At 33.8% G+C, this 12,479-nt stretch carries 10 protein-coding genes, 5 tRNA genes, 1 rRNA gene, 1 pseudogene and 1 riboswitch; of the genes and pseudogenes, 4 read left to right on the top strand and 13 right to left on the bottom strand.

The window, feature by feature from the left end; genetic code table 11:
* Positions 1-28: 28 nt before the first annotated feature.
* Genes ACFQ32_RS00080 through ACFQ32_RS00070 form a run of 3 tightly spaced genes read left to right on the top strand, consistent with a single transcriptional unit; the run spans position 29 to position 2,965 of the window.
* Positions 29-1,219 (top strand): hypothetical protein, encoded by a 1,191-nt coding sequence (locus ACFQ32_RS00080; protein ID WP_046325168.1) that lies wholly within the window; start codon positions 29-31, stop codon positions 1,217-1,219.
* Positions 1,216-1,827 (top strand): ATP-binding cassette domain-containing protein, encoded by a 612-nt coding sequence (locus ACFQ32_RS00075; RefSeq protein WP_046325169.1) that lies wholly within the window; start codon positions 1,216-1,218, stop codon positions 1,825-1,827. The genes ACFQ32_RS00080 and ACFQ32_RS00075 overlap by 4 nt, the downstream gene beginning before the upstream one ends.
* 4 nt (positions 1,828-1,831) lie before the next feature.
* Positions 1,832-2,965, top strand: coding sequence for a hypothetical protein (locus ACFQ32_RS00070; RefSeq protein ID WP_046325170.1), 1,134 nt, complete (start codon positions 1,832-1,834; stop codon positions 2,963-2,965).
* 51 nt (positions 2,966-3,016) lie between these two features.
* Here ACFQ32_RS00070 and ACFQ32_RS00065 read toward each other — a convergent pair whose 3' ends face one another.
* The 10 genes from ACFQ32_RS00065 to ACFQ32_RS00020 form a co-directional block, all read right to left on the bottom strand.
* Complete coding sequence (locus ACFQ32_RS00065) at positions 3,017-3,763, bottom strand: tyrosine-protein phosphatase (protein ID WP_046325171.1); 747 nt, start codon at positions 3,761-3,763, stop codon at positions 3,017-3,019.
* 139 nt (positions 3,764-3,902) lie between these two features.
* Complete coding sequence (locus ACFQ32_RS00060; protein ID WP_046325172.1) at positions 3,903-5,357, bottom strand: MDR family MFS transporter; 1,455 nt, start codon at positions 5,355-5,357, stop codon at positions 3,903-3,905.
* A gap of 29 nt (positions 5,358-5,386) precedes the next feature.
* On the bottom strand, positions 5,387-6,586 hold the full coding sequence (metK, locus tag ACFQ32_RS00055) for a methionine adenosyltransferase (protein ID WP_046325173.1): 1,200 nt from the start codon (positions 6,584-6,586) through the stop codon (positions 5,387-5,389).
* Positions 6,584-6,664: riboswitch (SMK box riboswitch) on the bottom strand. It overlaps the preceding gene by 3 nt.
* A gap of 79 nt (positions 6,665-6,743) precedes the next feature.
* Positions 6,744-6,816 (bottom strand) — tRNA-Val (locus tag ACFQ32_RS00050).
* Positions 6,817-6,820: 4 nt separating this feature from the next.
* A tRNA-Glu gene (locus ACFQ32_RS00045) sits at positions 6,821-6,892 on the bottom strand.
* A gap of 123 nt (positions 6,893-7,015) precedes the next feature.
* Positions 7,016-7,088: transfer RNA gene (locus tag ACFQ32_RS00040), tRNA-Val, on the bottom strand.
* A gap of 904 nt (positions 7,089-7,992) precedes the next feature.
* Positions 7,993-8,721 (bottom strand): hypothetical protein, encoded by a 729-nt coding sequence (locus tag ACFQ32_RS00035; RefSeq protein ID WP_046325174.1) that lies wholly within the window; start codon positions 8,719-8,721, stop codon positions 7,993-7,995.
* Between the two features lie 452 nt (positions 8,722-9,173).
* Positions 9,174-9,764 carry a hypothetical protein gene (locus ACFQ32_RS00030; RefSeq protein ID WP_084619567.1) on the bottom strand — a complete coding sequence of 197 codons (591 nt, stop codon included), beginning with the start codon at positions 9,762-9,764 and terminating at the stop codon, positions 9,174-9,176.
* 32 nt (positions 9,765-9,796) lie between these two features.
* On the bottom strand, positions 9,797-10,738 hold the full coding sequence (locus tag ACFQ32_RS00025) for a Kiwa anti-phage protein KwaB-like domain-containing protein (RefSeq protein ID WP_046325176.1): 942 nt from the start codon (positions 10,736-10,738) through the stop codon (positions 9,797-9,799).
* Between the two features lie 513 nt (positions 10,739-11,251).
* Positions 11,252-11,488 (bottom strand): hypothetical protein, encoded by a 237-nt coding sequence (locus ACFQ32_RS00020; RefSeq protein WP_046325177.1) that lies wholly within the window; start codon positions 11,486-11,488, stop codon positions 11,252-11,254.
* A 309-nt stretch (positions 11,489-11,797) separates the two neighbouring features.
* On the opposite strand from ACFQ32_RS00020, the pseudogene ACFQ32_RS00015 reads away from it, so the two are divergent.
* A pseudogene (locus ACFQ32_RS00015) lies at positions 11,798-12,115 on the top strand (tyrosine-type recombinase/integrase); the annotation flags it as partial.
* 98 nt (positions 12,116-12,213) lie between these two features.
* Here the strand turns inward: ACFQ32_RS00015 and ACFQ32_RS00010 are convergent.
* The 3 genes from ACFQ32_RS00010 to rrf all read right to left on the bottom strand — a co-directional run.
* Positions 12,214-12,303 (bottom strand) — tRNA-Ser (locus tag ACFQ32_RS00010).
* A 7-nt stretch (positions 12,304-12,310) separates the two neighbouring features.
* Positions 12,311-12,383, bottom strand: a tRNA-Asn gene (locus ACFQ32_RS00005).
* A 10-nt stretch (positions 12,384-12,393) separates the two neighbouring features.
* A 5S ribosomal RNA gene (gene rrf, locus ACFQ32_RS10280) occupies positions 12,394-12,479 on the bottom strand; the annotation flags it as partial.

The raw sequence follows: 12,479 nt of genomic DNA, 5'->3' as shown, positions 1-12,479 counted from the left end.
TTTAATTTTATATAAAGAGGTGAGAAAAATGCCATATTTTAAGTTACAAATCAAACAGGTGCTCAAAAGTAAATTTACCTGGATTAGCCTTTTAGCCATTTTACTCGGATGTTTTTATTTTTGGATAAAAAACTACAATTCTCGCTATATTAATCCGCGCATAATAGAAGCTAAAGAAAATATAGCTCTGGAAGAGAAAAATGTCAGATATTATCAAAAACAGTTACAAAAAGCTAATTTGACCAAAACAACCCGCCACAAAATTGAACTGGATCTGGCAGAGAATAAGTCATCTATGAAAGAATTTAAGACCTTAATTAAAGCAATTCAAACGAATAAGTGGCAGCAGGCTTATCAAATCATAATAAAGCAGGAAAAATACAATCTTGCTGATGCAAAACGTAATGATGCCAGTAAAGAAAATATACTGGCAATTGAAAGTAATATTCAAAAATTACAGTATCTGAAACGAAATAACTTACCAGAAGAAAATGAGCACTATTCTGTTAAGGGCGGATTTTTTATATTAGAAATGATGCAGGAAGTCTTGCCACCTTTAGCAGTTTTAGCCGTAATTTTTATTCTGATCAAGTTATATTCGTCCGGTTTTTATGAACGAATGCTTCTAGCAAATCTTTTACCGCAAAAAAATCATTTGCTGATTGAATTTGGCGCTGGTTCGTTAATTGGATTCGGTTATTTCTTAGCAGCATTTCTATTGCTTTTTATTATTCCGAGTATATTTTTCGGGACTGGTAACTTTAAATATCCGATGATGGGCATAGACGCAGTAGCTAAACGGAATATCTTCATTCCAATGTATCAGTTGTTTTGCCCTACTTTAATTTTAGAATTATTTAGCTTTATGTTCATTGCAAGTGTGGTTTTGCTTTTCGTACAAGTATTTAAAAACCGTCTGTTGGCATTATTCATTTCTGTTCTGATATTAGTTGGTGGTATGGTTCTCCCACAATACGTAGTAGCAGCGAGAAATTTTGCCCAATTCATCCCCATGAGCTATTTTTTCTCCTTACAACCAGTCGATGGTATGTTTGGCATCAGTAATGCCTATGTCTTTGCTGATGAAACTAAATTAGTTACTTATCCGCAAGTTAATTTTACTAATGGCATGCTAGTTTTAGCCCTAGGAATTATTATTCTGTTATTTTTAAACTACCTCACAGCACGAAAAGCCCAGAAAGGGAGGAAAACAAGATGATTGAAATTAGAGATTTAACCCTTACATTACGCGAACCCATACTCAAAAATGCCAATTTTAACTTTCAAAATGGCAAAATATACATGCTTCATGCACTTAACGGCACTGGTAAAACCAGTGTCCTCAGAACTATGGTCAGCTTACTGGCGCCAAGTTCAGGCCAAGTCTTGTTTGACGGCAAGCCTTTTGCTGAAGTCAAAAGCCAGGTTTTTTACCTCGAAACTTCTGACTGGTTTGACAAAAATCTTTCGGGGTTCGATTATATGCAATTTGTTAAAAACGAGTGGCATTCAAACCTGGATCTACAAGATATCATAAACCGCTGGGGAATGAATAATTATGTAAAAACTGCAATTAGAAAGTATTCATTGGGGATGAAGCAAAAATTGGTGGTTGCCCTTTACGAGTTAAGTGATGCCCAGTACTTACTAATGGATGAAATTAATAATGGCCTTGACAGTGATAGCCGGCAAACTCTTTATCAGGAATTAGCCAATTTAGCAAAGCAAAACAAGCTTATTATTATGGCTTCTCATTATCAAGATGAAGTAGCAGGAATTGTTGATGATACTTTGACATTAAAGCACCACCAATTAGTTCGAGGATAGAGCTATGGCCTATTTCGAATTACAATTTAAAAAAGTATTTAAAAATACTTTGACATGGCTAATTTTAAGTATAGTGCTAATATGTGCAGGGTTTATTTTAGGCTATAATGCTTTAAAAGGTGATCAAACTACAATCCGTTACCAAATAAACCAAGATTTAAGCCAGCAGAAACAGTCCCAAGCTAATTTGCCCCCGGTTAAAAATCAAAATAGAAATGAGCGGCAGATATTAAAAGCCCTAGATAATGAAAATTGGGATCATGCATATGAACTGATGATTCGTCAAAATAACAGGCAAGCAGCGCAAGTCAAAATTGGTGGGGCTGATCTCAGACAAGAAATTAAGCAGAAAAATGCCCGTTTGCATGCTCTAAAAAAAGCAAATTTACCAGAACAAAATGAGCAGCATCCTAAACAGGGTTGGTTATTCCTATTTAAACTTTCAGAAGGATTTTTGCCTGCAATGATCATCGTCATGCTTTGTTTTATATTAAGTAATATTTTCGCATCAAAGTATGTTGATCATTTAAATCGTGCCGTATTGTTACCAAACAAGCACAGTGTAATCCTAGATATCACTTTTGGATTACTAATTGCTTTTTCACTAACTCTTTTCAGCAGCGTTTTAATCTGGGGACTTTGCAGTCTGCTTTTTGGTAGTGGCTCACTCTCTTATCCAATTCAAGGAGTTATTTTGCCAGGAATGCTCAAAAATACTTATCAACCACTTTCTGTTTGGTTAAAGCCTGCGCTTGCTTTATCTACCTTGGCATGCATCTTCATCGTGCTTTTGGTACAGCTTTTAGCTCAAATTACCCGTAATCAATTAAGTTGTCTTTTCTTAGCACTATTCATACTGTTAGGTGGTGCAATTTTACCATTTATTTTACAATCAACCTCTGGTGTTGGGGGAATGACTAAAACCGCAGTTGTGCAATACATACCAATGACTTACCTGCTTTCAACTCAGGTGGCAACTGGAAACTTAGCAACAAGATTTAACAACTCACAGCTTAATTTTATTTTTGGCTATAGAATTCTGATAGTCTCAATTGTCATTCTCACCATCCTCAATTTTTTATGGCCATGGCTTTCAAGGCAGATGAAGAAATTAGGTAAAAATAGTCAAATAAGTTAAAAATAAAGGAGTCTGGGAGAAATATATATTTTTCCCGGGCTCTTTTGTTTTTTACTCTAAATAAATTTGTCTCATTTTAGTTTTAAAATCAAGCGGCAAATCCAACCCTTTAATCAAATAGTTATCAAAATCACCATAATTTTGCTTAATAGCCTTAAAATATCTTTCTAAATAGGATTTTTGCACAGTTAAAGCCACAGCCACATCTTCTAATTGGGAACTGGTTAATTGGTCTCTTAAGTAGTCCAAAATCGCTTGATTTTCTTGTTTTCTAGCCGTAATTGTTTTTAAGTAATCAGCAAAAATTTGCTCATCACTCACTCCCAGGCTTTTCAAAATCAAAGCCGCTGCCACACCCGTACGATCTTTACCAGCAAAACAGTGAAAGGCAGTCGGCACCGGATCATTTATTAGTGTCAGCAAAAACTGGTGATAGCCTTTTTGTGCTGAATTTTGGAGTGCTAATTCTTCATAGGTGGTAAGCATATCCTTTTCAGCTTGATTGTTAGCAGAAATAATTTCATCTACACTTGCCTGATTAACTTGAGCGTCTTTTAAAACATCAATTACAACATAATCTAATCCTGACCACAAGTAATCCGGATATTGTTTTCTTTCTTCCTCACCCCTAAAATCAAAAACTCTCCTAATTTGATATTTATTCTGGACCTGTTCTTTTTGGTAGGCGGTTAGATTATATAGCTGGCCACACCTAAATAAAAGTCCATCTTTGACCTTTCTTCCGTCAGCGCCAACATTTCCACCTAAGGAACGCCAATTTGTAATTTCCCTTGCCATTTTTACTGCTCCCGTTAAATTTTATTTTTAATAGTATTAATTATAATTTCTAAGAAAAGATATTTCTACTGCGGAAGATATTTTTAAGCAAAAAACCGCTGGACAATTCTTCCAGCGGTATTATTTAAATTTTGTATTATTAATTATTACTATCTGCTTTTTGATAAATACAGTTAAAAATAACGGAGATAATAATTGCAGCAAGTGAAACGCAGTAAACACCTTTTAAGGCGCTAAACAACACTTGTCTTAATTGAGGTACTAAGTTTGCAGCCAGTTCTTGAGCCTTAGCTGACGAAACAATTTTATTCATCATACCTTGTGTCAAGTTCGAATGTTTAGCAAGTTGGCTCGCCACAATGGTGTTAAAGGTAATACCAAAAATTGATACCATCATGGTTTGGCCTAAATATCTCATCAAAGTGTTAAAAGAAGTGGCTACACCAATATTTTCTTTAGAAACTAAAACTTGTGAGCGCACCTGTGAAGCAGTTAAAACTCCCCCAAAGGAAAAGCCATTTAAGGTAGCAATCACACAGAATACCCAAAACGGCGTGTGTATCGGCACAATCAGCAACATACAATCTGCCACTAACAACACTGCTAATAAGCCAAAGAAAGTTTTCTTAACACCCCAACGGCTTAACATACCGCCAATTAAAAATGATCCTACAACCCACATTACAGAGCTTGGGGTCACCGCAAAACCGGCGATTGTAGCAGATGTACCATTAATGCCCTGCATCCAAGTTGGAATATAAAATTCGAAGCCAATAACTACGCCGGCGACTAACAGCGTAATCATATTTACAGCTAGGAACTCTCTGCCTTTTAGCATTGATAGTGGCATTATTGGGTCTTCTGCGCGTTTTTCTTCATGATAGAAGATAACAGCACTGATAACGATTAAAGCGACTAGAGCGGCTAAAACAAGCGGTTTGATTGTTCCCAAATCTTGCAATGTGAACATCAAAGTCAAAAGTAAAACTATTAACCAAAATGTTCCCTTAATATCAAGTTTTGATTTTTTCTTATTTTTGGGTTCCTTTAGGAAAAAGATAATTAATAGTAATGCAATGATCCCTATTGGCACATTAATATAAAAAACCCAGTGCCACGAAAGGTTTTGCACAATAAAGCCACCTAGTAATGGGGCAATGACTGAAGCTACGCCCCAAAATCCTGAATTGAGGCCTAACATTTTTGTTCTTTTTTCAATACTATATAAATCAGCAATGATTGTCATAGCGACCGGCTGAACTGCTCCGGAACCCAATCCTTGAATAACACGGAATAAAATCAGTTCAACCATATTTTGAGCTTGGCCGCAAAGTGCAGACCCAATAACAAATAACGCTATTCCAAACAAAAAAATTGGTTTACGTCCAATACTGTCTGCTAATTTGCCATATAAAGGAGTTGATACAGCGGTCATAAACAAAAATATTGAAACAACCCAATTCATAATTTCCAACCCATTTAGATCAGAAACAATTGTCGGCATTGCAGTAGAAACGATCGTACCTTCAATAGCAGTCATAAATGTGGTCATAAAAATCGCAATCATTACTACTCGTACATTTGTTTTCTTCAAAATTACAACTCCCTTACTTATGAAAAAAATTACTTATTTTCGTTAACAAAGTCTAACAATTCTTGAACTTTATCGGTCTTTTCCCATGGTAAATCTACATCTGTCCGGCCAAAATGACCATAAGCTGCCGTTTGCTCGTAAATCGGTCGTCTAAGATTCAGCATTTTTATAATACCGGCTGGACGTAAATCAAAAACTTTACGGACGGCCTTGGTCAATAAGTCATCGCTAACTTTTCCCGTTCCTGCCGTATCGATCATAACTGAAACAGGATGAGCGACACCAATTGCATAAGCCAATTGAACTTCACAACGCTCAGCTAGGCCTGCAGCAACTATATTTTTAGCTACATATCTTGCCGCATAGCTGGCACTACGGTCAACTTTTGTTGGATCTTTGCCTGAAAATGCACCACCACCATGACGAGCGTAGCCGCCATAGGTATCAACAATAATTTTACGGCCAGTTAAACCTGAATCGCCTTTTGGTCCACCAATAACAAAGCGACCCGACGGATTAATCAAAAACTTGGTCTTTTCGTCCAGGTACTTCTCAGGTATTACTTTTTTTATCACCAGATCAGTCATAGCCTGACGAATTTCCTTGTTAGAAACTTTATCATCGGTTTGAGTAGAAATAACCACAGTATCAACCCGCTTAGGCTTCTGCTTTTCATCATATTCAACCGTTACCTGGGCCTTAGCATCAGGCCTAAGCCATGTTAAAGTGCCATCTTTACGGAGTTTTGCAACTTGCCGCATTAAGCGGTGAGCCAGTGAAATTGGTAAAGGCATTAATTCAGGCGTTTCGTTAATTGCAAAGCCGAACATCAAGCCTTGATCACCTGCACCAATTTGATCCAGCTGATCATTATCAGATTGATTTTCACGTGTTTCAAGTGAATGGTCAACACCTTGAGCTATATCCGGTGATTGTTCATCAATATCAATTAAAACGGCGCAATTATTGCCATCAAAACCGAGCTCAGGTTTATCATAACCAATTCTCAAAACAGTCTTGCGAACAATGCTTTGAATGTCAACATATGCAGTTGTAGAAATTTCTCCAAAAACATAGACAATTCCAGTATTGACAATAGTCTCGCAAGCAACATGAGCTTGCGGATCCTTGGCAATAATAGCATCCAAAATTGCATCTGAAATCTGATCAGCAACTTTATCTGGATGACCTTCAGAAACTGATTCTGAAGTAAATAAACGTTTTTCCATAATAGTCCCCCTATAGACAATAGCTATTCGGTTACAAGGCATCTCCGTTAAAGGATCCTCTCAGGACTTGAACCGATATTTTTATTTTTCGTTCTATGTTTTTATACATTATTTGATAATAAAAAAAGCTACCGCAGGTTCGGTAGCCATAGAACGATGGAGGATACAGGGCTCGAACCTGTGACCTCCTGCTTGTAAGGCAGATGCTCTCCCAGCTGAGCTAATCCTCCAAAGTGACCCGTACGGGATTTGAACCCATGTTACCGCCGTGAAAGGGCGATGTCTTAACCACTTGACCAACGGGTCATTGTTCTGAATCAAAGCACATTCAATAGTATACCTATTCTGAAGGAAAATGCAAAGATTCAATTTATTAGTTAAATCAATAAATAATGGCGGCGCGAACTTCCCTTCACACCACCATTATTATGGAGGATACAGGGCTCGAACCTGTGACCTCCTGCTTGTAAGGCAGATGCTCTCCCAGCTGAGCTAATCCTCCATTTTGTTGTTGTCTCTCGACCACTTCTAATAATTTAGCATAAGTTTCTTTTTATGTCTACACTTTTTTAAAATTTTTGTTTGATTCGTGTGATGGGTGTTATTTTGAGGGTTGGTAATTAATTAGACCAAGTGTCCAAAAATTTTGCTCAAACAAGTGAATCATAGAATTTGTTAGCAAGTTTTATGCAACATAAATATATTAGCATTCTTATTTCCAATAACTCTAAAATCGTTCATTATCAAAACAAAAGGAGATTTAGTTGAGACATATTTTCTCTTTAGCTAATAATTATCATGTTTCTAATTGTAAATGTACCAAGAATACCATATAGTACAGGTAAGAACTTGTACATAAAGGTTTAGCTCTTTTCTCTTCTGGAACACCAGAATTGAAATTTACTGTTGTATCGTTGTCATTCGGTAGTAATTGTTAAGCCATTGCTACATCAGCTTTGATTTTGCGTAACTGTACTTTTCTCAACGCATCAACTTGATATCCTTTAAGCAATTCTTTTGCGGCTGTTATCCGTTCTTTTTATGAAACTTCTACTTTTTTATATAGTCCTTTAGTAGTTAAAAATGTTTCTATTTATTTACCCTGAATAGCTTTCTTGAGCATTTGTTAATTTAGCAGATTCAAAACTTTAATCTTTTCTTCTGGATATTTTTAGTTATGGTTTTTCAGGTTTTCATTTCTAATTGAATATGCAGTTCGATTACCGTAAACAGCTTTTAATGGAGCTTCTGAAGTATTAGTTGCCCTATTTACTCATCAAAAAAATTTTGTTGTTTTACAGTTTAGTCTATGCTTCACATCATTTCATTTTTGAGCATAAAAAGATCACTATTGGGATACTTTTAGTACATGATAATGTCACTCTCTAAGAGTTCACTTATATTTATTACTTTTTTGATGCATAAATTTTGTTTTTATGATTTACCAAACAGCCGATTGCCTGATTTTGTTGTGGAACATCAGCAGAATCTACTTCTTTTATTTCCATAAATTTTAAAATTGACGCGTTCGGTTGAATATTATTTCCTACATTTTGATTTGTCACTTCTTCTCTCCACACTTCACGATAATAAATGCCATCAATTGACTTATAAAACAAGCATATGTCCTTACTCATGTTAACTACTTCATCATAACTTGCAAATACATTATGAGGTGAGAAAAGTATTTTTTCTTTATCCACTACCGGTGTGCAAGTACATATTGTATCCGAATACTTTAGCTTTTTATTATTGTCGTAATAATTAATTTGCAATACAATATCTAGTGCTATATTTGGCGTCACACTCCTAAATTCATAAAGATACCCTTTAAAAAAAGATATTTGCGTTTTATTTATATTTTTCGAATAAAGAAAAAGATATCCAGCATCATCAGTATTTACCCAAACTACTTCTTTTTCTTCTTGTATTATATTCTTTTGAATAACAGTAAAAAAAGGTCTATTGCTTAATCTCTTTTCGACTTTTTCTTCCCGTCTATCATTTTCATATTCTTTTCTCTGCTCATATATTTGCCAATATGCGAAAACGATTGCTACTAATGCGCCTATACTACTTATCCATTCAGCCCCTGTACCATTACTTAACCAGTACCAAAAATCGTTAAAATTCATCATATCGCCTCTGATAGTAATATTATCAATTAGGATGTTATTTTTATATGTGTTTCATGTAATTTACATTTTTCACAGTATTCCAAGTTATAAGTGTAAATAGAAAATGGCGTCTATCCTTTATATAATTGAATTAAAGATAAAGTTAAAAAATTTATAATTTTTTATTAACTTTATGATTAATTTATTTAACTAGTTCATATGTTTTCTTAAAGTAACTGACTTACACGGATAGAATTTAGCTTTCATGTCTTTAATGACATAATCTGAAACTTTGGGAACCATCATATTTTTATCTTTAAAGCGTAATGCTTAGAATCTTTATAATCCATTCTTACTGAAACAATTCCTCTTGTAATTGTTCCATTACATCAACAACATCTGGTTTCTTTCTATATTTCTTGTTTTCCTCCAAATAAAAAAAGGCTGTTTAAACCGTCTCATAAGTAATATTATTTATGTTTTATTTTTTCAGCATAATATATATTAGTTGTACCATACTCTACGCCTTTTACATCATTAAAGGTTTGGTCTTTTAAACTACATTTTGTTATAACGATATTTTTTCTGTTATTGTCAGAAACAAAGCTATAAATATGATATCCACAGAATATTAGTAATATATTGAAATAAAGAGTGTTATTGCTAATAAAAAAGATCCCTTCTATGATTAATAAAATTAAATTTGAAATCACAGATGGCCAAGATTCAGGCTTTAAGGAAATGATTGGCACAATAAATGTAACAAAAAAATTTAAAACTGCTGAATCATTCAAAGTTAAGTTTTTTATAGATATTGGGCTTTTGCCCTTAAATGTTTTTTTCATTCTACATAGCCAGGAAATAAATATTACAATAGAGAGAAAGCTTATAACCAAAAAAATTATCCAGAGAGTCGGATTCAAATTCCATGTTTTGACAATTGATATTATTGAAATTTGATTCATTGAGTTCAAAAAAACCATAATAAATAAAGGTATATATGAAGATAAAAATAAAAATATCTTTAGACAAATTCCCATAACTTTTTGCAATTTTTTCATATTTCCCCTCTACAAACTAAAAAGTAAAGAAATTATTTAGAAATTAAATTTTTACGTTCATCAACTCCGTTCTCTTCGCCAATTAGCGTTTTATAATATGCATCTTGCATAAGATTAATAAATTCTCCTAACTGAGAATTATTATTGTAAACAAGCTTGTCAGCTATAGTGTCTACTTCAATATCTAATCCAAGTTTATCTATAGCATCTTTGGTTCTATCTAATTTAGTTAAAAATAAATTTATTCTACTAGTTCCTTCCAATTTAGAAAGTCTTTTTATATAGTTCTGATTATTTAATGCATCAATTTTAAGTTGATCAAAATTTTTGATTTTCTGGTGTAATAATTCTGAACTCAATACCCGTTCAGCGGCTTCTTTAAACTCGTTTTTTAATTTAAGAATTCTTTCAAATGATATATGTTGTAAAATCAAAATATCATCTTTATATATAAAAAAGTCCACCCAGCTATCGGTTCCTAAAACATTTTCTGTATCAAGCGAACTATATACTCCACCTTCTAGCATTCCCCAAATTCCAGTCTTTAATGCTTTAAACTTTTTCGTACGTCTAACAGCATAAAAGTCATGTTTATCATCATTATCTTTAAAAGAAAACTTATAAACAAAAAAATCAAAATCATCTATTTTAATATCATCATCGCTTTCAAATGGACCTTTTAGCGCCTTAAAAATTAGATTAATTTGGTTTTGATACCTGGTTACACTCGTACTTTCAATTTTATCGTCATCGCATCCAATGATATTGTACTCCGTATTATCATAATCTTTAAACTTATCTATATTAAATTCTACAATATGCTTTAATTGTTTTTTCAGCTTATCTTTTATAGTCGGATTTATTACTTTTAACTCTTTCAGATTATTCTTTTTATCTGTTGACCAATGACACATATACATGTCAACTTCAATTAAATCATTGTTTAACAATTTTTTTATTTCATCTAAGTTCATTGTTTCCTCCATGTTAAGTAATTCGTACAATTAATTTATACACCTAAGACAAATTAAAAACCATACTCAAAGTATGATTTATTACGAATTACTTAAACATGAATAAATTAGTTTACCGTCATTACGGACAATAACGATTATTTAAATTGAACTTGCTACTAAATGATTGTATCTGGGTAAATCAGATTAGCATGATTTTTCAAACTAACAAACTATTAGCTCCACATTTTGACACGTTCACTGAGTTGATCTATTTGCTTCATCACGCCAATGGATCATACGTCTATTGCGGTGTCGAGAATCGAACTCGCCTACAACCATTACAGCAGCTCAGGTTGTTATTTACATTTTAAGGAGACACTTTTAAATGAAAAAAATAAAAGAATTGTGTAAAAAAATCACTTAATCTATATACAATGCTAATATAACACATAATAAATCCAGCCTTCCCCCAATTATAACCCGATTTTTAAATACCTTAAGTTCTGGAATTTTTAGAATATAAATTGTTTTCTAAGTATCAATAGTATCTGCAAACTGACATAGAGCATAATGTTTTAAATCACTATATATGGAATCACTGTATTGCACTTTAGCTGCTACTTGCCAATCAGTAAGCTCTTCAATGTAAAGTGATTTAAAAATCGTTCTGAATGGTTGCTTTGAACTATCAGCGCATTGTTCAATGGCATGATAGGCTGCTTGCCATTTATTTTGTGCTTCAAAGATTGATGCAGCGGAGTTACTCATAGTACCTGTAGGATCGAGCTGTGGACTGCTAAGAACAGTATGATGATAACCAGCTTTAATAAGTTAATTCTCAAAAGTTATATTTGAAAAAGTCATGTACCTTCTGAGTGGTTTTTCTGATCAATATCAATAAGTTAAGAAATATACTTGTTAATGATTTTAGGAAAGCTCCAATATTAATATAGGATTTAGCAAAGCAATTGGTGACACTAGTTCTTTTTCTTTTGAGTTTTCAACTCAATTTTTAAAATATGTTCTTAAAGAGATATTAGTGGATAAAAAATGCCTAAAAGAGATCCATATATTAAAGAATATAAAAATAAGCGTGGTGAGCGTTTGTCTAAGTTCCATTTTCACGGAGCTAATGGGAAATGGTGTACATTAACAAAACCTGCTCAATGGCTAAATGCAATTTACAAAAAGAATCCTAATTTAAGGCGAATTACTATCCATGGTTTCAGACATACATTTGCAACTTTGCTAATAAGTGAAACAAACATAAAACCAAAAACAGTTCAAATGCTAATGGGACATGAAGATATTAAGATGACTTTAGACATTTATACTCATCTAAATGATCAAAATAAAATTGATGCCACTAATTCAATTAGGGAGTTAAATATTTAGCTTTTTTATTTTTTATACTTTTATGCCGTGCAAATGCCGTGCGAAAGCATAATAAAAGCTTGTAATAGTTGATATTACAAGCTTCTTATTATTAATAGCGGAGTGTGAGAGATTTGAACTCTCGATACAGGATTAACCCATATACATGATTTCCAATCATGCTCCTTAAGCCACTCGGACAACACTCCAAATTAACTCCGGCTGTCAGACTCGAACTGACGACATCTTGATTAACAGTCAAGCGCTCTACCAACTGAGCTAAGCCGGAATACTAAAAAGCACGGCAGCGTCCTACCCTCGCAGGCAGTCTCCCACCAACTACTCTCGGCGTGAAGAAGCTTAACTACTGTGTTCGGCATGGTTA

This window comes from Lactobacillus melliventris (assembly GCF_042679465.1).
Lineage (GTDB): Bacteria > Bacillota > Bacilli > Lactobacillales > Lactobacillaceae > Lactobacillus > Lactobacillus melliventris.
This window is presented reverse-complemented; position numbering and strand designations above follow the sequence as displayed.